The organism is Nitrosovibrio sp. Nv4, assembly GCF_900215485.1.
GTDB lineage: Bacteria > Pseudomonadota > Gammaproteobacteria > Burkholderiales > Nitrosomonadaceae > Nitrosospira.
Genome location: NZ_OCMZ01000002.1, coordinates 833,344 through 853,154 on the forward strand (window position 1 = coordinate 833,344; position 19,811 = coordinate 853,154).

Genomic DNA, 19,811 nt, shown 5'->3' on the forward strand with positions numbered 1-19,811 from the left:
CTCTTTCAGGTCTGTGAGAAGCCGATACGGCAATTGCAATTTGTTACTTACGGGGCCAGCAAGGCAACCTCCTACTCTCGATTCATCCTTGCGGAAAGCAGACTGGCCGAAACGATCATCGCGCCGCCAAGCCATTCCCTGAGCGCCATTACCTCGTCAGTCAGAAAATACGCCGCAACCGCCGCGGCGACCAGTTCGACCAACATAATTACAATAGCCCGATTCGCGGGAGTATGTGTGAGACCATATTGCACAATCACACTCAGCGCAAACACCACCAGTCCTACTCCCAGCAGGAGCAGATACGTTTTGGTAGAGATATCACTCAAAACGGGCAGGTCCGCCAGAAAGAGGCTGTACCCGAATGCTATCAGTGCAACTCCGATCCACACCGCCACCGATTTCAATTGAACACTGTGGTATTGGTCTTTGCGACTCAGCACGTTTGAGAGCGCAAACGTGAAACCGGCTGACAGCCCCATCCAGTCACCGTAGGAGGAATGCAGCGAAACACCATTGTCGGGCTGCCACAACATGATTATCGCGCCGGCGAGAGAAAAAGCAATAACCAGATACCCATGCAGGCTCAACACCTCGTTCAGCAGGAAGCGTGCAAATACGATAGTCCACAGCGGCGCGAGATAGAATAGCAGCAAGACCCGCATGATTTCGCCGTGGATCACCCCAAGCACGTAAGCGAGATTGGTCCAGCCTGCGAACAACGCTATGCCGAACAACAAATGGGATCCGCCGCTGCCAGGCATCTGCGTTTTCCGCAGGTGCTTCCGAAATACGACCAATCCCAGCAGCAAGGCCATAACATAGGTGATCGCGGTTGCAACCGGCCCACTTATCCCGGCTTGTTCAAGTAATCGGTACGGATACCACAGCAGACCCCAGATAACGGCACCGATGAGCAGAGCTGCCACCGGTAAGACATTTTGGCTGTTTTGCCCATTTTGTTTATTTTGATTGGTTGGCAAGGCGCCTGCCCTTTATAATCCTGCTTCGATCAATGACTCAACTTCGGGAATAATGGTTTCAGTACCAGCCTTCTCCAGCCTTTAAATTGAATCCCAATCTCGACCGCCTGCAACCCTACCCCTTCCAGAAGCTCAACAAGTTGTTCGAGGGAATCGAGCCGGAGCCGGCTTTTTCTTCCATCAATCTACACATTGGCGAGCCCAAGCACGCAACTCCCGACTTCATTCGCCAGGTTCTAACGGACAACCTCGCGAAAATGGCCCACTATCCCACCACGGCTGGAGCAAGGTCGCTGCGTACAAGTATCGGAACCTGGTTGATGCAGCGCTATCAGTTGCCTGCGATCGATCCGGACACGCAGATTCTGCCCGTTAACGGGAGCCGAGAAGCACTGTTCTCTTTTGCCCAGACAGTGATTGATCCGTCACTTTCAGAAGCCATTGTAGTTTGTCCGAACCCGTTTTATCAGATATACGAAGGCGCGGCCTTGTTGGCAGGGGCCACGCCTTATTTCCTGAATACGCTCCCACAAAATAATTTTGTACTCGACTATGCGCAACTGCCCGAGGACGTATGGTCGCGCACACAACTTGTGTATGTCTGTTCACCGGCCAATCCCACTGGCAGAGTAATGTCGAAGGATGAGTGGCGACAGTTGTTCGAGCTTTCAGATCGTCATGGCTTTATTATTGCCTCGGACGAGTGCTACGCGGAAATTTATTTCGACGAAAACGGGCGGCCCCTTGGCGCGCTCGAAGCTGCTCATCATTTTGGCCTCAGCGGCTTTTCCCGGCTTGTCGTATTTGGGAGTCTCTCGAAAAGATCCAATGTGCCGGGGATGCGTTCAGGATTTGTAGCAGGCGACGCAGCGATACTGGAACAGTTCCTGCTCTATCGCACTTACCATGGAAGCGCCATGAATCCGGCAGTGCAGGCCGCCAGCGAGGCGGCATGGGACGACGAGCTTCATGTTATCGAGAACCGCCGCCTTTACCGGGAGAAATTTGCCGCGGTGATTGAGCTGCTGAGGGGAACGTTGCAAATTTCCATGCCTGACGCAGCCTTTTACTTGTGGATAAAAACGCCGATTAGTGACATCGAGTTCGCCCGCCAGCTCTATCGTGATTATAATGTAAAGGTTTTGCCGGGCAGTTATCTGGCGCGGTATGCGCATGGGATTAATCCTGGCGAAAATTTCGTTCGCATCGCCTTGGTCGCCCCGTTGGCGGAATGCGTAGCCGCGGTCGAGCGGATAAAAATGCTGGTATCTTCTCTATAGCTGCGGAATCAGAATAACCGGAATTCAAAGGAAAACCATGGATCAGCTCCAAAGCACCATTGAAGAAGCATTTGAACGTCGTGCTGAAATCACTCCACGTAATGTCGAGGCAAAACTCAAGGAGTCCGTTACGCAGGTATTGGAAATGCTCGACAGCGGCAAACTGCGGGTAGCGGAAAAAACCGACGGCGAGTGGAAGACACATCAATGGATCAAAAAAGCCGTGTTGCTTTCTTTTCGAATGGAGGATAACAGCTTTATCAAGGGCGGCTTTTCCAATTATTTCGATAAGGTGCCCTCCAAATTTGCGGATTACAGTTCCAAGGATTTTCGTAACGGCGGCTTCCGGGTCGTACCTCCCGCAGCAGTGCGAAAAGGCTCGTTCATCGCCGGCAATGTAGTTCTGATGCCCTCATACGTCAATATTGGGGCCTATGTTGATGAAGGTGCGATGGTCGATACCTGGGCTACTGTGGGCTCTTGCGCGCAGATCGGTAAAAATGTGCATCTTTCGGGCGGTGTGGGGATAGGCGGCGTGCTTGAGCCAGTGCAGGCGAATCCCACTATCATTGAAGATAACTGCTTCATTGGCGCACGCTCTGAAATTGTCGAAGGCGTGGTTGTTGGGGAAAACTCGGTCATTTCCATGGGCGTCTATATTGGCCAAAGCACCAAAATTTATCACCGGGGAACCGGCGAAATAACCTACGGCCGTATTCCACCCGGATCAGTGGTGGTTTCAGGAAACCTGCCTTCTTCAGATGGAAAATACAGCCTTTATTGCGCTGTCATCGTTAAGCAGGTGGATGCCAAAACCCGTGCAAAAACCGGTATCAACGAACTGCTGCGCGGGATTTAACCGGCGAATTGTCATTTTTCTCGGCAGTCGTGCGCCTCTATCCCTATTGCTTACTTGACAGACAAAACATCATGAATTTCGGCATTCCGGCTTGACCCGGAATCCAGTCCCATCAGGGATGGCGTGCTTAGCACGCCACTGGATACCCGCTTGCGCGGGTATGACAGCTATGGTGTTGTCCAGCGAATCAATGGCCGACCAGCGTACGGTATTTCAATTTCCCTCTCATCAGGAACCAGTTTCTTTTCAGGAAAATATCAATGCATAACGACACACTGGCTCTCGCACAGGCGCTAATCGCCCGCCGGTCTCTGACCCCCTTCGATAACGGCTGCCAGGAAATTCTGATTAATCGCCTCGAAAAAATCGGCTTCAACATCGAAAGAATACGCTGCGGGGAGGTCGATAATCTGTGGGCACGGCGGGGAACGGGCGCTCCACTGCTGTGCTTCGCAGGCCACACCGACGTCGTGCCAACCGGGCCACTCGAAAAATGGGACAGTGATCCATTCGACCCGGTGATTCGAGATGGCAGGCTTTACGGCCGAGGGGCGGCCGACATGAAAGGGTCAATTGCGGCGTTTATAACGGCAATAGAAGCTTTTGTTGCCGAACACCCCAACCATGACGGCTCGATTGCGCTGCTTATCACCTCCGATGAGGAAGGCGTGGCCGTGGACGGCACCGTCAGGGTGGTGGAAGCCCTCAAAGCGCGTAACGAACGCATCGATTATTGCATCGTCGGTGAACCGACCTGCGTGGACAAATTTGGCGACACGATTAAAAACGGCAGACGCGGCTCCTTATCCGGCACATTGACCGTGAGGGGCATACAGGGCCATATTGCGTACCCTCATCTGGCAAAAAATCCGATACATCTGGCGGCCCCAGCCATTGCTGAACTGGCGCGAACCGAATGGGATGAGGGCAACGAATATTTTCCGGCCACCACCTGGCAGATTTCCAATATTACCGGAGGCACTGGCGCCACTAACGTTATTCCGGGCGAAGTCACGATACTGTTCAATTTTCGTTTCTCCACCGCCAGCACGGTTGAATCGCTGCAAGCCAGAGTACATGAAATTCTTGATCGGCAAAAACTGGATTACCACCTGCTATGGGAACCCTCTGGCAAGCCATACCTCACTCCCCGGGGTAATCTGGTCGAAGCGGTAAGCCGCGCAATCAGAACCGTGACACGAATCGAGCCCCAACTTTCGACGTCTGGCGGAACCTCCGATGGGCGTTTCATCTCCGACATCTGCCCGCAAGTAGTGGAAATGGGTCCGCGCAACGCTACGATCCACAAGCTCAATGAATACGTGGAAGTAGAGGATCTGGAACAGCTGCCGCAAATTTACCGTTTGGTATTGGAGGATTTGTTATTGGGTTGATGATCGACATCCCAACTATTGATGAATCGACAGGGATAGCGGGACCGATAATCAGCTTACTGTTTATTTCCTTCGCGAGCCTTTCACGCGTAGCCGACGGTAAATGGCGTAGGTAGCGGTGAGCAGCAGCCAGGTGTAGAGATTGGTCGCCACATCGTCGAGCACGATTCCCAGGCCTCCCGCGACACTTTCCATTTGAGCGGTAGGGGGAGGCTTGAGACCGTCCAGTACTCGACTGGTGAAGAAGGCGCCGATCAGCATCGGTGGGTGCCGAGCTATTGCCTGGCCGGCCACGGCAGCCGGAAATGTGAGGAATTCATCGGCGACGATCCGGCTGTCATCTTTTCCTCCCATCGTGTGGGAGGCGCAGAGAGACACAGCGAGTATAATCAGGCCAGCGGACATGAACAGTTGTACTCGTCGTGACTGGCGCAGGATAAGCCACGCCAGAACGATGCCAGGGAGGGCTCCAAAGGTACCAGGAAACAGGGGGAGCTGGCCCAGCCCGAATCCCGTCGCCAACCCGGTAATGAAATCACTCATGAAAATATCATGGCAGCAGCTAGCCGTCCCGCGTCCCATTATTACCTCAGTAGCGGGAGGCCATGCAACATTTGTTAAATTACGTAACAGCCGTCAGCTTGAGCATAAGGCACATTTCAAATAGATGAGGGTGAATAAATGAAAACCGGTTTTTGCCTGGGTATACTGATTATCCCTGTTCCCGCATTCGCTGCGGGTTAGGATACTCTCTAATAAACTTCATGTTCACTCAGGCCAATACCCAACTGGAAACCATCCGCGATCTTCTACGCTTCGCGGTAAGCCGCTTTAATGAGGCCGTCCTGTTTTTCGGCCATGGCTCGGCGTCAGCCTATGATGAAGCGGTTTATCTCATTCTCCATACATTGCACCTGCCGCTTGACCGACTGGAACCATTTCTTGATGCACGTCTCACTACAGCCGAACTGGAGCAGGTGCTGAGAATAATCGAACGCCGCGTTACAGAAAAAATTCCTGCCGCTTACCTCACCAATGAAGCATGGCTTGGAGACTTCAGTTTTTACGTGGATGAGCGCGTGATCATCCCACGCTCCTTCATTGCGGAATTGCTGCAAAACCAGCTCGCTCCATGGGTAGAAGAACCCGATGACGTCCACTCCGCGCTTGATCTTTGTACCGGTTCAGGATGTCTTGCCATATTGCTTGCCCATGCATTTCCAAACGCCATGATAGATGCCATAGACATCTCGCATGAGGCGCTCCAGGTCGCACAAAAAAATGTAATGGATTATAACCTGGAGCATAAAATCAGCCTTATTCAATCCGATTTATTCACTGACCTGGCGGAACGCCGCTACGACCTTGTTATCAGCAACCCGCCTTATGTCGGAGCAGAAGCAATGATGGTGCTTCCCGAAGAGTATCTTCATGAACCGCGTAATGCCTTGGCAAGCGGCGAAGATGGGCTGGAGACAACACGGGCAATATTACGAAGCGCAGCAAACCACTTAACCGATCGAGGAATGCTGATCGTCGAGATTGGCCACAACAAGAAAATTCTGGAACACGCTTTCCCACATACGCCTTTCACCTGGCTCGAGACCAGCGCTGGGGACGAATTTGTTTTCCTGCTGAAACGAGATCAGCTTCCTCAATAGGTACCCAGGAATTAGCGTAGATCAAGTTTGCTGCTATATAAATGTCATACCTGGGGAATCGGGTATCCGAAGAAGTGGGGGGCACCCCATTCGTTGATTGTTTTGAAACTGGATTCCGGGTCAAGGACCTGGAATAACGAATGATTTGGATCGATTCCGGTTCAAACCGGAATCGTAAGTTGTTTAGGCTGATTTCGGGTCAATCGGGTAGAACCAAATTTCTATCCTGCGGAATTAATAACCAACCAGTTCCAGGAGCCGCGTTATCTCGGTCTCGTCCAACTCCATCCATTTTCCACGTTTCAAGCGCGGGGGCAGATTTATCGGACCGAAGCGAACTCGCATCAGTCGGCTTACTGTCATCCCGACCGTTTCAAACATGCGGCGTACTTCACGATTCCTGCCTTCCTTCAATATCACTCGATACCAGTGGTTGGAACCCTCGCCACCTTCATCCGACAAGTAATCGAATTTTGCTGGGCCGTCTTCCAGTTCCACCCCTGTAGTCAGCCGTTCCGCTACTTCCGGAGTCAGACGACCCATAATCCGCACCGCATACTCGCGCTCGACTTCGAAACGCGGGTGCATTAGGCGGTTAGCCAATTCCCCGTCAGTGGTAAAAATCAGCAATCCGCTGGTGTTGTAATCCAATCGACCGATAGCTATCCATTTGGATGACCGCAGTTGCGGCAGCTTATCGAATACTGAAGGACGGTCTTGAGGATCATCGCGACTGACTATTTCCCCTTCCGGCTTGTGATAAAGCATGACCCGCGGCAGACGCCCGCTGGACTTCAAATGAATGGTGCGCTTCCCCACCCGTACAATATCTTCGGGCCCAACACGGTCGCCTATGTTCGCAATCTTTCCGTTGATGGTTGCCTGTCCGGCAGCGATCAATTCCTCCATTTCGCGGCGCGAGCCCAGCCCGGCTTGCGCCAGCAGTTTATGCAGTTTTTGCGTTTTGGCTGGAGGGGATGCGGGGCCGTCGATAGAGCGGGCCACCGCGGGCGTTTTCTTCCTTATCGGTCCAGGCGACGAGTGTGATTTCGGCTGCGGCGTTGCCGATTTCGGGGGCTTCGATGACTTGGAGTGCTTTAAGGGCTTCGATAGCATGGCTTTCATCTATATCTCACTTTCAAGCTCTGCAATGTCTGCGTTCATTGTTCGGCAACGAATAATACAAACGGAATACCGGTGAAGGCCTGTACGATGGCATACAAAACACGTCAGGATTGATTTGGGGCGGATCCTGGGCTCAAGCCAGGAATGACAATAAAATAATCACGAAATCTCTCTGCGTTCAAAGACGGCCTGCGCCAGTGTACCGCTATCCACGTGTTCCAGCTCCCCTCCCACCGGCAATCCACGCGCAATGCGGGTTATTTTCAGGTCCTTATTACTTAGAAGCTCGCTGATATAATGGGCGGTTGCCTCGCCTTCCACCGTGAAATTGGTGGCCAGCACAACTTCCCTTACTACATCGTCCTGAGCCCGCTTCACCAGCCGATCAAGATGAATTTCCCTCGGGCCAATACCATCCAATGGCGAAAGTCTGCCCATCAGCACGAAATACATACCCTTGTAACAGTGTGCCTGCTCCATCATCAGCAGGTCGGCGGGCATCTCAACTACACATAGCAATGCCGCGTCGCGTCGTGGGGAACGACATAACTCACATATTATGTCTTCGGTGAAGTTGTTACATTTCTCGCAATGCTTGATATGCTCCAGCGCATAATCAAGCGAACTGGCAAGGCGCTGCGCCCCGGCGTGATCGCGTTGCAACAGGTGATAGGCCATACGTTGGGCTGATCTGGGGCCCACGCCCGGCAGGCAGCGTAAAGCATCGATCAGTTCATCGAGGCTGGTTGGCGCTTTCACTTAAGCGAAACAAGGAGAAACACTGAAATGTGGATATCCTGTGGCGGAAAATGGCCGTTGCCGGTATAGGGAATATGGTGCCACTGGAATGTGTTATATCGTTCAGATAAAACTAAAATGGCAGTTTCATCCCTGGCGGCAAGGACAGGCCCGAGGTGAAGCCCGCCATTTTTTCCTGAGTGGTGGATTCGACCCGTCGCACGGCATCGTTTACCGCAGCGGCAATCAGATCTTCCAGCATGTCCTTATCGTCGCCGATGAGGCTGCTGTCAATGTTGACGCGCTTCACATCATAGCGGCAAGTCATCACTACCTTGACCATCCCGGCCCCGGATTGCCCTTCGACTTCTATCGAAGCCAATTTCTCCTGCATGCTTTTCATGTTTTCCTGCATTTGCTGAGCCTGTTTCATCAGATTGCCCAAGCCGCCTTTCATCATTTTTTCCTCCGCTATTGAATGGGTTTGATCGAAGAAACGATCAGTTTTGCATCGAAGTGCTCCACCATGTCCCGAACAAACGGGTCTGATTCGATGGCCGCGACCGCCTGAGACTGCCTCTCCCGCTTTTCACGATCCTCCAGCTCCGCAGCGGTATGGCCTGTGACGATCCCAACCGAGAACTTCAGCCGAACCGGCTTACCCAGGCGTTCCCTCAGCGCAGCTTGCATTCTGTCCTGATAGGCTTTATCGAGCAGGTGCTTATGCATCTCCGGCACACAAAATTCGATTTCGTTCGGTGAAACATTCTTCACTTCACAGTGTTGAGCCAGCATTTTCGTCATGCCGCTCAACTTTAACTGGTTTACCATCGCCACCCAGTCGCTGCTGAATGAGCTTATGTCAGAGTCCGGTTTGTCAAATGTTTCTGCTGCCGCTGCGGTCGCTGCAATCTCTACTGTTTCTGGTGCCTTTTGTGTCTTTGCTATCTCTATATCTATGGTCGGTGCGGCCTTTGCGCTCTCCGCAGCCCGTGAAGGCTTTGGGATTGAGGTCGAGGGGAGATTCATCCTTGCATCGGGCTTCCCCATCGCTTCCGATACGTTCGATATGCTGTCCGGCATGAAAGCCAGCATCCGCATCAGCGTCATCGTGAAACCGGCATACTCATCCGGTGCCCGGCTCAAGTCATCCCGGCCGTGTATGGCGATCTGATAGAACAACTGAATATCTTCCGGCATGTACATTTTTGCCAGCGCGAAAATCTGCTCACGCTCCGGGGCATCCTCCCCGATGGCTTCCGGCACGATTTGCGCCAGAGCAAGACGGTGTAATAACGTTGCCAGATCCTGTAGGGCCGTATCAAATGATAGACTGCGGGTTTCCATCGCATCGGCAATCTCTAGCATTCGGGCGCCTTCTTTTAGTGCCAGTGCATACAGCAGATCATAAAGATAGCTTTGATCAATAGCACCGAGCATGTCGCGCACCCCGGTTTCTTCTATCTTGCCCTCTCCGAAAGCAATCGCCTGATCCAGGATGCTCAAGGCGTCACGCATACTTCCCTGCGCCGAACGCGCCAGCAACTGTAACGATGTCGCATCGCAACTTATATGCTCCTGTTCCAGCACATGCTTGAGGTGCGCAGCGATCAGCGGCAGCGGAATCTGCTTCAGGTTGAATTGCAGACAACGAGATAGAACGGTTACGGGAATCTTCTGCGGATCGGTAGTGGCGAGTATGAACTTGACGTGTTCCGGCGGCTCTTCCAGGGTCTTCAGCATGGCATTGAAAGCCGATTTGGAGAGCATGTGTACTTCATCAATAATATAAATTTTGTAACGGGCTACTGTAGGGGCGTAAAGTGCGTTTTCCAGCAGTTCACGCATCTTTTCCACCTGCGTATTGGAGGCGGCATCCATCTCGATCAAATCAACGAAACGACCACCATCAATTTCGGTACAGGCGGAACATACGCCGCAAGGTGTTGGCGTAATGCCTGCCTGACAGTTAAGAGCCTTTGCTAAAATACGTGCAATAGTCGTCTTGCCGATGCCACGTGTGCCGGTAAACAGGTATGCGTGATGCAACCGCCTTTGTTCAAGCGCATTGGTAAGCGCTCTTACCACGTGATCCTGTCCGGTCAGTTCGGAAAAGCGCTTTGGGCGCCATTTGCGGGCAAGAACCTGAGTCTGGGACACGATATTGAACGACGACTATTATGGAATGAATTTGAAGGCTGAAAAGAATGCAGGATCTGTTGTGCTTAACAATCTCGAGGTGAAGTAGAACCGGCTTGACGCCGGCTCCACCAGGCCATCCATCTGCACCATCTCTCTATGCAAGCAAAGGGGTGGCGAGCCTGACCCCCGGCACTTGCAGAATATAGCTGTGGCTGCTTCCTTCCGGACCTGACCAGGTTCACTATTATGCAATGCGGGGAGGCCCGCCATAAAAACTGAAAGTCAAACAACGCCAAAATAAAAATTATAACATGCATGGGCAGCGGCCTTATCCTGCTTATGCAGAAGTAGTCCGGCAAACTCTGAATCCCTGATTTTTCGCTCAGTGCCAGCAGTTCCTCGCCATTCTCTAGACATCGAAATCATAATACCGAGCATCCCAACCTGGCACATCATCCATTACGCCTCCATGATAGCGTCCAGAAATTCGAACGGCAATGAATTCTAGGTCTGAGAGCACAGTGAGATCCAGTCAAAACGTTATCGGCCTCGGTCCGGCGCCCATCGGCGGCACGCTACGACTACTTGCAATTTGCCAATGGTAATATTGCCCAATGATTTCTTTATGCAATGGATTACTGCCTGCACAGCCCGCAATGCTACAAGAACGTCTTTACGGCCAAGTATGCGAAAAGGGACAATCAAAACCGGCTTTCCGACGTATAGCACAGGAATTAATTAAGATTTAATCACAATTCTAATTGCTGCTAATGGCTAATGGGGCGTTACGTCCCGAATCGGTTAAAAATTATCTGGAATATGCCATCTGAACATAATGCGCTTATGCAGTTGATACGGCAGATTTGGATGGGATTTTTAACAACATGCCGGGCTATATTTGCTGCTTCTGCTGCTACGCGTGACTCCGCCCCTGTGTTTGGCAGAGGGCGGAGCGGTCACAGCTACAACCGAGACTTAGATAACGTCATCTAGAATGGCTCTACTTTGGTTATTCCACTGCACATCCAGAAGATTCGAGAAGCGTGCGATGATTTGTACTGCAACACCACCCGCAAACAGAGCCGCCCAGGCCAATACCACGAAGCCCCAGTGCAACGGTGCACTGAAGAGTTCTTCCATGAACCAGAAGGCATGTCCCCATTCGTTAAGACCCACGTTCGGCAGACTCATCAGCGGGCCGGCAATAGCCATCACCAGGGGAAACGATGTGCCTTTTGCATATAGCGGTAACCTGGTGGTTGCATACAGAAGAGACGCAACGCCCATGATGATATACATCGGGAAAGAGCCATAGAAAAGTGGAATATGGCTTGGCGTGAAACTGGTATCACGAATGATCACCTGATGCCATGAGGCGTCTTGCTCAGTAAAGAAACTTGACCCCCAATACACAGCGAACAAGTAAACACCCAGCCACATGAGGAAATAAAAGTACCGTTTGATTTCCTTCTTCACCGGTAAGTTGGCCAGCTGCTCCTGGGTATCGCGCGTCTTCCATACCCAACCCCATACAATCAGCGCTACAACGGGCCAGAGCATCATTTGAAATCGCCATAGACCCATCCAGATTTGTTCAAACTCGGGCTCCATTGAGTCCATTCCGTGGGAATAGGCATAGGTGCGCTGGAACCAGACCCAGAATATTGCTATCCCCAATATGGGTAACAGTCCCAATTTGTAATACTTCGAGTCATACCATTCCGATATATCGTAGGAGGTAATATTTGCCTTCGCTTGATCTACCGCTTTGTTACCAAGTGTAGTTGTTGACATCGCCAACTCCTATTTTAATCAAAGACTTACGAACTAATAAAAATATATATAAACTACCAGTTGAATTTAGATCAAATAAATTTCAATATGGTTCCAGGATTTCTTCGGTAGCCACCGGGTTCCCACTCGGGATAATGAAAACCATCGTAAACTCCTGTGAGGTTGATAAAAATTAATACATAAACTACCAGTTCAAATTAGACCAAATTAATTCACAAAAGTTCCGGCTGCGCGATCGGCAATGACCGAACGGTGACTCTTTTCTTGTAACCCGTAATTTCCAATTGTCGTTATCATTTGTTAGCTCCTGTTCGATAATCAAGAAATACCTGTATCGTCCCAAAGGGACTACCAGTCCTCATTCGACTCAGCCTCTTCAGTAAAGTTCCCTGTGCATGCGGCCTGGGTAACTTGGAATCATATCTTGCGAGGACTTGTCCAGTGGTGGTCCATATTCATTCGGCAGAGTCTCTCTGGTCGAGTGTCATCCCGCAGAGCTACCGAGGTCATGCATTAGATGGAATTCTGCCCCGTGCGTCTCCCCTGGCTGGCCTCTAATTATTAACTTCATGACGAAGTAGAATTTGATTCCTGGAAAAGGTGCGGCCGATGAAGAAGCGATTTTTTTGGCAAGGAACAGATTATTGGATTTTTTGAAGGAAGCAGATATGGACATGCGGTTAAGTTGTGCCGCAAGCGTGGTTTTTCCGATGCGTCCTATTACAAATGAAAAGCAAAGTATGGCGCCATGGTAGTCTGCTACCAACCTGCAAACCAGAATGCTGCTGCGCTATGTGGCTCATTCCTGGGAGCAGGTCACCCTAAGAAAACTCTTGTTACAAAAAAACTTGTCCAGAAGAGATTGGCAGATACAGGTTGAGTGGATAAATTGGCATAGGGACGGTCCATTGGACTTCGCTATGCCACACCATCGGCATGCGCATCTGCGCGATTCGAGAAGATGAGGTCATGAGAGGGAGAACTCCAGGGCGCGAAAACTCGCCACACTCCGGTCACCCTCATGCAGATGCACTTCGTTTCGTACGTGGATTCAACTTACGGCTGGACTTGCGCTCGCAAGAGTGCGTCCCTGCTGGACGCATAAGAAAAAAGCCACTGATCACGTTGATAATCAATGGCTTAATGACCTGGTTGCGGGGGCAGGATTTGAACCTACGACCTTCGGGTTATGAGCCCGACGAGCTGCCAGACTGCTCCACCCCGCGTCAGAGGGGGCAATTATATAAGGAGAGTGTGCCAAGGTCAAATATTATTCCGGTGCAAGCTCTGGTCGAGGCAATTTCTTTGGGGCTAACCTCAGACATTCTACAGGTGCCTTTTGATAAAGGTTTTCCTATTTTAGTTACCGGAGCAGGTCTCGCAATGATGTAGAAAATGAGTATTCCATATATCATCCCATCCGGGTTTGTATAAGTCCTCCATAAGTATCTGGATGGCTCCGGCATTGTGCTGTTGGGAAAATCGATTTCTCTGGACAAGCTCGCCTACAGAACCGATGAGCCACATCTTGGAGGAATAGAATCGCTTCCTGTTTTTCTTATGAGAGTTAGCGCACAGAGGCACACGCAAAATAGCGGCAAAATATGCGCGTTTAAAGCGTGCGTGTCTGAATATCGAACAGGACTCCCTAAAATTCGCTGTTCTCTCAGGCAATTGACCTGGTTAAGCTCAGCAATATGCCGAGTATGGTTAGGTTTGAGGGGCAGTTTGGTCCGGATGAATATGCAAACAATATGATCACTGAAACGGATATTCATAGCGCAAAAATCCTGATCGTCGATGATCAGGAATCAAACGTCCAATTGCTGGAAGGCGTGCTGGCTGCTGCAAACTATACCTCCGTCAGCTCGACGATGGATCCATATCAGGTATATGACCTGCACCGGCGGAATCATTACGACCTGATCCTGCTCGATTTGAAAATGGCTGGCATGGACGGATTTCAGGTGCTGGACGCTCTGAAGGAGATTGAAGCGGATGGATACCTCTCGGTACTGGTGGTTACAGCCAATCCGGACTGTAAGCTGCGCGCGCTCCAATCCGGGGCAAAGGATTTCATCAGCAAACCTTTTGATATGGCCGAGGTGCTTGCGCGCGTTCATAACCTGCTGGAAGTACGCCTCTTGCATCAGCGAGCACGCAGCTATGCCAAAACCCAGGAATTCATGGCGTTGCATGATCCGCTGACGGGACTTGCCAACAGACGACTCCTGGAAGAAAGGGTTTCCCAGGCTATTATCCATGCAAAGAGGAACAGCAGCATAATGGCGGTTTTGTATTTGGATCTGGATGGGTTCAGGCAGATCAACAATACGTTGGGTCACGATGTCGGGGATCTGCTTCTGAAACTCGTGGCAGCACGCCTGGTAGCCGCGGTCAGACAGGAAGATACGGCGGCACGCCTTGGCGGCGACGAATTTGTGATCGCAATGCCGCATGTCAGTAATATCGGCGGTGTGACCCTTGCGGCAGAAAAAATAATCAAGGCGCTATCGCAGCCCTATACTATTCAGGGGAACAATATCAGTCTGACCGCAAGCGCCGGTATCGGTCTTTATCCTGTCAATGGCAGAGATGTGAGAACGCTGTTGAAGAACGCAGATGCGGCTCTCCTGGATGCCAAGCAAGCGAACAAAAATACCTATAGAATTTCAGAGCAAGCGTATTCCTAATGCCGAATTATATTTTCCGTAGACTCTCGCGGGCTCATTTTCTACTTGGGCTTGATAGTTCACGGCAATCACATGAGGAGAGCCCTCCATCGCAGCCTTACTCCCACTCAACAACCTGCCATTTGCCCCGAATGATGTACCGGAATGCGGTAGCTTTCTGTTATCGGGAAAAATAATACAGCCAGTACACAGAAATAACCGCTTTTGCATATCATCTTTAGAACCAATACGATATCTTTGTCAACTTGTAAAGAATTGATCAATTGCCAGTGAAATAGGACAAGAATAATGATTAGCAAACCCGACATTCTTAACGCTAAAATCCTGATTGTTGACGATCAGGAAGCCAATGTCCGGCTGCTTGAGCAAATGCTGAGCGATGCTGGTTATACCTGTATCGCCTCGACAATGAATCCCCGCGACGTTAGTGGACTCTATCGCCGGAACCAATATGACCTGATTCTTCTCGACCTGCAAATGCCGGGCATGGATGGTTTTCAGGTATTGGAAGCCCTGAAGGAAATCGCACCTGGAGACTACTTGCCGGTACTCGTGATCACCGCCCAGCCGGGCCATAAGCTTCGGGCGCTACAGGCGGGCGCGAAGGATTTCGTCAGCAAGCCATTTGATCTGATTGAAGTCCAGACACGTATCCACAATATGCTGGAAGTACGTTTATTATACAAACAACTGGAGAATTACAATAAAAAACTGGAACAGACCGTGGCGGAGCGGACCGCGGAATTGCGCGAAAGCGAGGCGCGATTTCGTCGCCTGACCGAGTTGGCCTCTGACTGGTACTGGGAGCAGGATGAAAAGGGCCATTTTACTAAAGTTTATGGGCCGGTCCTTGAAATGCTCGGAATCACAGTTGACAACTTGATGGGTGAGCCCATAGACCATAAAGCGCACTGGAACAAGGCTGAATACAACGCATTCAAGGCTAACATCGCGGCAAGACGGCCGTTTATCGATTTCGTTTACAGCCGGACCAAATCTGATGGGACCGAACAATATTTGATGGTTAGCGGCGAGCCGATGTTCGATTCGTCCGGCCGTTTCGTTGGCTATCGTGGGATAGGAAAAGATGTTACCGACAGCATGCGTTCCAAGCAGCATTCATGACGACGATGCCGACATGAGCCTTTTGGGAATTATTTCACCGCCTCCAGTCATTTCTCCCAGACCTAAGAAACGGTTGTCCTGATCGTACAATCGAATCTTTTGTCCCTCCTGCAAGCTATCCGTAGAGAAGTAGTCCCGGATCGTTCGTCCTTGTAGCAAAGATGTTACTGCTGCGGCGTCCAGCGTAGCGGCGGGACAACCTCGCATGAGAGTATCAGTGGGGAGGAGGCAGCAGTCCCGCTGCGGCAAGGACATAGCTTCAAGCGCATCGAGCGTATAGGTATGCGACAAGTCGAAATTATCAAGAGTGCTTCTGCACAAAAAGGTAAGGTACGCTCCACCACATCCGAGCGCCTTGCCTATATCTTCAGCTAGCGTGCGAATATAAGTACCTGTACCGCACTTGACCAGGATGCGCATTTCGTTACCCTCAAGGGAGTTGATATGCAGATCGTGTATAAAGGCATCACGTGGTTGCCGTTCGATTTCCACCCCTTCCCTGGCATAAATATACATGGGTTTTCCCCGATGCTTCAGCGCGCTGTACATAGGCGGTACCTGCTTGATTGCACCGGTAAAGCTTGCCAGTACCGCTTCAACTTGTGGCAGCGTAAATTTCAAATAACGGGGCTCTATCTGGCTCGCAACTGAAATTTCACCCTCGGCGTCCCCGGTAGTACTGATATAGCCGAGTCTCAGGACCGCTTCATATGTCTTGTCTGCGCCAAGCAACGCCGACGAAAACTTTGTAGCTTCACCAAAGCAAATTGGCAATAGCCCGGTTGCCATCGGGTCTAGCGTGCCTGTGTGCCCCGCCTTGCGCGCGGCAAAGATGCGTTTGGCAATTTGTAGCGCGTTATTGGACGAGATGCCGGAAGGTTTGTCGAGCAGCAAAACGCCACTGATCTCGCGTTTGATGGGTTTAGGCTTTAAAATTTGCGGATTCAATCCAGGCACTGAACCGCGAACTGAACCGTCGGCAGATCAACTACCATCCGGTTCTTTTGCAGGACTCTCCAGCGCCACGGCTTCATCTATCAGTTGTGATAGACGCACGCCTCGCTCTATCGATTCGTCATAAATGAAATGGAGTTGCGGTACAACCCGAAGCTTCAATCGATGCAACAGATGACTACGTAAAAATCCGGCTGCATGCTCCAACCCTTTAGCGGTGAGAAAATTGTCACTTTCACTACGCAGCGTCGTATAAAAAACTTTGGCGTGCGTATAATCGTGACTCACCTCAACACCGGTTAACGTGATCATGCCAATACGGGGATCCTTCAATTCGTTGCGGATCAGATCGGCCAGTTCACGCTGAATTTGGTCGGCAATACGCAACGAACGAGAATAATCTTTAGGCATAACGGTCCCTACAGGGCCTGCAGTTACAAGCTGCGTGCGACTTCGACGATCTCGTACGTTTCAAGTTGGTCGCCCACCTGAATATCATTAAAGTTTTTCAGCGACAAGCCACATTCAAAACCCGCCCTCACCTCTTTCACATCGTCCTTGAAGCGTTTCAACGACTCAAGCTCGCCAGTATGGATCACCTCGCCGTTACGTATCAGTCTCACTAGCGACCCCCGCTTGACGATGCCCTCCTGTACAAGGCAACCAGCTACCGCCCCCACCTTGGAAATACGGAATACTTCACGGATTTCCACCAATCCGGTGATATTCTCCTTGCGATCCGGCGCCATCATGCCTGACAGTGCTGCTTTGATTTCGTCTACAGCCTCGTAAATAATGCTGTAATAGCGCACATCCACCCCAGTTGAACTGATGAGCTTGCGCGCGACTGCATCCGCGCGGCTATTGAAGCCGATCACAACCGCTTTCGAAGCTAACGCCAGATTGATATCGGATTCAGTAATCGCGCCCACACCACTGTGGATAATGTTAACCCTGACCTCATCGGTAGAAAGTCGTTGAAGTGCATGCGCCAGCGCCTCGTAAGACCCCTGCACATCGGCCTTGATGATGAGCGCAAGCACTTTGACCTCGCCTTTCTGTTCGAACACATTTTCCAGCTTGGCTGCCTGCTGTTTGGCAAGCTTTACGTCCCGGAACTTGCCTTGACGAAACAGCGCAATTTCACGGGCTTTACGCTCATCCGCCAACGCCACTACCGCTTCGCCCGCCACCGGGACTTCTGATAAACCCTGAATTTCAACCGGAATGGAAGGCCCCGCCTGCTCCACAGGTTTGCCGGTCTCGTCGAGCATCGCCCGCACCCTGCCAAATACTGCGCCTGCCAGCAGTATATCGCCGCGCTTCAAGGTTCCAGACTGCACAAGTATCGTTGCCACCGGACCTCGACCCTTATCAAGGCGGGATTCGATGACAATACCTCTGGCGGGCGCATCTTTTGCCGCCCCGAGTTCCAGCACTTCAGCCTGAAGCAAAACGCTTTCCAGAAGTGCATCGATACCCTGGCCAGTCTTGGCGGAAACCTCGACGAACATGGTGTCGCCACCCCAGTCCTCCGGCACCACTTCCTGCGTCACCAGTTCTTGCCTGATGCGTTCAGGATTAGCTTCTGGTTTGTCTATTTTTGTCATTGCCACCACGATTGGCACTTTGGCAGCCTTTGCGTGATGTATGGCCTCGATTGTTTGAGGCATTACACCGTCATCGGCCGCCACGACCAATATGACCAGATCGGTAACCTTTGCGCCCCGAGCGCGCATGGCTGTAAACGCTTCATGGCCAGGTGTATCCAGAAACGTAACCATTCCTCTCTCAGTTTCCACGTGATAGGCGCCGATATGCTGGGTGATGCCACCTGCTTCTCCACTTGCCACACGGGTACGGCGTATGTAATCAAGAAGGGAGGTCTTTCCATGATCGACGTGCCCCATTACGGTGACTACCGGTGCACGCGGCTCCGTCTTGAATTCCACTCCTGGTAACTCCGTATCCGCCAGAAAGGACTCGGGACTGTCCAGCGCTGCGTATTTGGCTACATGGCCCAGTTCCTCCACCACGATCATGGCAGTTTCCTGGTCCAGCATTTGATTGATAGTTACCATATTTCCCATTTTCATCAGAGCCTTGATAACTTCTGCGGCCTTGATTGACATTTTCTGGGCTAGCGCCCCAACGGAAATGGTCTCCGGTACCATAACTTCATGGACAACCGGCTCTGTCGGCACGGAAAAGCTATGGGCGCCCTGGTCTTCGGCGGAGGGTCTACCGTGTTTATCCCTGCGTGTGCGCCATCCTTTCACGCTTGATAAATCGCCACGCGCCTTGAGTCCGCGTTTGTCGGTCCTTTCGTCTTTCCAAACTACCTGCTTGGCCTGCTTCTTCTTCTTTTCGGCCTTAGCTGCCTTGTCTTCAGGCTTGACGACCGGTTTATGCAAGGTCCCTTCGGTCGGAACAGGCTGCGGCTGAGCCGTTTCTGTTACAGGAGCTACGGATGGGGTAGCGGCAGGTGCAACGGCAGGCGCGGGTTCAGCAGGCGCCGCGGGTTCACCCACCGCCACAACCGGTTCTTCCTTGACATCTGCCGCAGGCTTTTGCCGCTGCTTCTTCTCCCGGAGTTCTGCGGTCTGCCTTGCAATCAATTCGGCCTGTTTTCTTGCTTCCTCTTCACGCAATGCCTGCTCCGCAGCATCTATGACCGGGGCACGAACCGGCGCGGCCGTTGAAGGAACAGAAGGCGCTACGACTGCGGCTTCGACCGTCTTGCTCGCGACTGTTGTCAAATCACCTTTTACAAATACACGCTTTTTGCGCACCTCTACCTGGATACTGCGAGGTTTGCCGGCGCTATCCGATTTCTTGATTTCAGAAGTCTGGCGACGCGGAAGGGAAATTTTGCCTTTTTCCTCTTTAGCGCCATGAATTTTGCGGAGATAATCAAGAAGTTGCGTTTTATCCTTCTCCGTCAAACTATCCTCAGTCAGATGCTTGCGTACCCCCGCAGCCTGAAGCTGTTCCAGTAGTACTGCTGGAAGCACACCCAGTTCACTAGCGAATTGTTCTACGTTCATTTGAGACATTGATAAC

At 51.4% G+C, this 19,811-nt stretch carries 16 protein-coding genes, 1 tRNA gene and 1 other RNA gene; 6 read left to right on the forward strand and 12 right to left on the reverse strand.

Annotated features, from left to right (window positions below):
- Positions 1–71 precede the first annotated feature (71 nt).
- Positions 72–983, reverse strand: coding sequence for a DMT family transporter (locus CRO05_RS11975; RefSeq protein ID WP_097067383.1), 912 nt, complete (start codon positions 981–983; stop codon positions 72–74).
- An 86-nt stretch (positions 984–1,069) separates the two neighbouring features.
- On the opposite strand from CRO05_RS11975, the gene dapC reads away from it, so the two are divergent.
- The 3 genes from dapC to dapE all read left to right on the forward strand — a co-directional run bounded on the left by dapC (position 1,070) and on the right by dapE (position 4,516).
- Positions 1,070–2,263, forward strand: coding sequence for a succinyldiaminopimelate transaminase (gene dapC, locus CRO05_RS11980; protein WP_097067384.1), 1,194 nt, complete (start codon positions 1,070–1,072; stop codon positions 2,261–2,263).
- Between the two features lie 37 nt (positions 2,264–2,300).
- A complete protein-coding gene (gene dapD, locus CRO05_RS11985; protein ID WP_097067385.1) occupies positions 2,301–3,122 on the forward strand; it encodes a 2,3,4,5-tetrahydropyridine-2,6-dicarboxylate N-succinyltransferase in 822 nt (273 codons plus the stop codon).
- Between the two features lie 260 nt (positions 3,123–3,382).
- The gene (dapE, locus tag CRO05_RS11990; RefSeq protein ID WP_097067386.1) at positions 3,383–4,516 is read left to right on the forward strand and encodes a succinyl-diaminopimelate desuccinylase; all 1,134 of its coding nucleotides are present in this window, start codon (positions 3,383–3,385) and stop codon (positions 4,514–4,516) included.
- A gap of 63 nt (positions 4,517–4,579) precedes the next feature.
- On the opposite strand, the gene CRO05_RS11995 is transcribed toward dapE, so the two are convergent.
- A complete protein-coding gene (locus CRO05_RS11995; protein WP_097067387.1) occupies positions 4,580–5,059 on the reverse strand; it encodes a phosphatidylglycerophosphatase A in 480 nt (159 codons plus the stop codon).
- A 221-nt stretch (positions 5,060–5,280) separates the two neighbouring features.
- On the opposite strand from CRO05_RS11995, the gene prmB reads away from it, so the two are divergent.
- On the forward strand, positions 5,281–6,177 hold the full coding sequence (gene prmB / locus CRO05_RS12000) for a 50S ribosomal protein L3 N(5)-glutamine methyltransferase (RefSeq protein WP_097067388.1): 897 nt from the start codon (positions 5,281–5,283) through the stop codon (positions 6,175–6,177).
- A gap of 234 nt (positions 6,178–6,411) precedes the next feature.
- Here prmB and rluB read toward each other — a convergent pair whose 3' ends face one another.
- The 7 genes from rluB to CRO05_RS12040 all read right to left on the reverse strand — a co-directional run bounded on the left by rluB (position 6,412) and on the right by CRO05_RS12040 (position 13,202).
- Positions 6,412–7,302, reverse strand: a complete 891-nt coding sequence (gene rluB, locus CRO05_RS12005) for a 23S rRNA pseudouridine(2605) synthase RluB (RefSeq protein WP_235001423.1) — start codon at positions 7,300–7,302, stop codon at positions 6,412–6,414.
- Positions 7,303–7,461: 159 nt separating this feature from the next.
- Positions 7,462–8,061, reverse strand: coding sequence for a recombination mediator RecR (gene recR / locus CRO05_RS12010; RefSeq protein WP_097067389.1), 600 nt, complete (start codon positions 8,059–8,061; stop codon positions 7,462–7,464).
- A 112-nt stretch (positions 8,062–8,173) separates the two neighbouring features.
- Complete coding sequence (locus CRO05_RS12015; protein ID WP_181319792.1) at positions 8,174–8,497, reverse strand: YbaB/EbfC family nucleoid-associated protein; 324 nt, start codon at positions 8,495–8,497, stop codon at positions 8,174–8,176.
- A gap of 14 nt (positions 8,498–8,511) precedes the next feature.
- Complete coding sequence (gene dnaX / locus CRO05_RS12020; RefSeq protein WP_097067391.1) at positions 8,512–10,200, reverse strand: DNA polymerase III subunit gamma/tau; 1,689 nt, start codon at positions 10,198–10,200, stop codon at positions 8,512–8,514.
- Positions 10,201–10,351: 151 nt separating this feature from the next.
- Positions 10,352–10,450, reverse strand: an RNA gene (ffs, locus tag CRO05_RS12025) — signal recognition particle sRNA small type.
- Between the two features lie 707 nt (positions 10,451–11,157).
- Positions 11,158–11,976, reverse strand: a complete 819-nt coding sequence (locus tag CRO05_RS12030) for a methane monooxygenase/ammonia monooxygenase subunit C (RefSeq protein ID WP_097067392.1) — start codon at positions 11,974–11,976, stop codon at positions 11,158–11,160.
- A gap of 1,149 nt (positions 11,977–13,125) precedes the next feature.
- Positions 13,126–13,202: transfer RNA gene (locus CRO05_RS12040), tRNA-Met, on the reverse strand.
- A gap of 528 nt (positions 13,203–13,730) precedes the next feature.
- Between CRO05_RS12040 and CRO05_RS12045 the strand changes: the two genes are divergently transcribed.
- Together CRO05_RS12045 and CRO05_RS12050 are read left to right on the forward strand one after the other, a co-directional pair.
- Positions 13,731–14,669 (forward strand): diguanylate cyclase domain-containing protein, encoded by a 939-nt coding sequence (locus tag CRO05_RS12045; RefSeq protein WP_097067966.1) that lies wholly within the window; start codon positions 13,731–13,733, stop codon positions 14,667–14,669.
- Between the two features lie 288 nt (positions 14,670–14,957).
- Entirely contained in the window at positions 14,958–15,794 is an 837-nt protein-coding gene (locus CRO05_RS12050; protein WP_097067394.1) for a response regulator, read from the forward strand.
- On the opposite strand, the gene truB is transcribed toward CRO05_RS12050, so the two are convergent.
- From truB to infB, 3 genes are read right to left on the reverse strand one after another with little or no spacing between them, the layout of a single operon-like run.
- Positions 15,789–16,742, reverse strand: a complete 954-nt coding sequence (gene truB, locus CRO05_RS12055) for a tRNA pseudouridine(55) synthase TruB (protein WP_235001424.1) — start codon at positions 16,740–16,742, stop codon at positions 15,789–15,791. The genes CRO05_RS12050 and truB overlap by 6 nt on opposite strands.
- A 36-nt stretch (positions 16,743–16,778) precedes the next feature.
- On the reverse strand, positions 16,779–17,159 hold the full coding sequence (gene rbfA, locus CRO05_RS12060) for a 30S ribosome-binding factor RbfA (RefSeq protein ID WP_097067395.1): 381 nt from the start codon (positions 17,157–17,159) through the stop codon (positions 16,779–16,781).
- Positions 17,160–17,182: 23 nt separating this feature from the next.
- A complete protein-coding gene (infB, locus tag CRO05_RS12065) occupies positions 17,183–19,804 on the reverse strand; it encodes a translation initiation factor IF-2 (RefSeq protein ID WP_097067396.1) in 2,622 nt (873 codons plus the stop codon).
- Between the last annotated feature and the right edge of the window lie 7 nt (positions 19,805–19,811).

Excerpts from the sequence above, each read along its gene's own strand:
- dapD (WP_097067385.1), top strand. The coding sequence starts at position 2,301 with ATGGATCAGCTCCAAAGCACCATTGAAGAAGCATTTGAACGTCGTGCT.
- dapE (WP_097067386.1), top strand. The coding sequence starts at position 3,383 with ATGCATAACGACACACTGGCTCTCGCACAGGCGCTAATCGCCCGCCGG.
- CRO05_RS11995 (WP_097067387.1), bottom strand. The coding sequence starts at position 5,059 with ATGAGTGATTTCATTACCGGGTTGGCGACGGGATTCGGGCTGGGCCAG.
- prmB (WP_097067388.1), top strand. The coding sequence starts at position 5,281 with ATGTTCACTCAGGCCAATACCCAACTGGAAACCATCCGCGATCTTCTA.
- rluB (WP_235001423.1), bottom strand. The coding sequence starts at position 7,302 with ATGAAAGCCATGCTATCGAAGCCCTTAAAGCACTCCAAGTCATCGAAG.
- CRO05_RS12015 (WP_181319792.1), bottom strand. The coding sequence starts at position 8,497 with ATGAAAGGCGGCTTGGGCAATCTGATGAAACAGGCTCAGCAAATGCAG.
- CRO05_RS12030 (WP_097067392.1), bottom strand. The coding sequence starts at position 11,976 with ATGTCAACAACTACACTTGGTAACAAAGCGGTAGATCAAGCGAAGGCA.
- CRO05_RS12045 (WP_097067966.1), top strand. The coding sequence starts at position 13,731 with ATGATCACTGAAACGGATATTCATAGCGCAAAAATCCTGATCGTCGAT.
- CRO05_RS12050 (WP_097067394.1), top strand. The coding sequence starts at position 14,958 with ATGATTAGCAAACCCGACATTCTTAACGCTAAAATCCTGATTGTTGAC.
- rbfA (WP_097067395.1), bottom strand. The coding sequence starts at position 17,159 with ATGCCTAAAGATTATTCTCGTTCGTTGCGTATTGCCGACCAAATTCAG.
- infB (WP_097067396.1), bottom strand. The coding sequence starts at position 19,804 with ATGTCTCAAATGAACGTAGAACAATTCGCTAGTGAACTGGGTGTGCTT.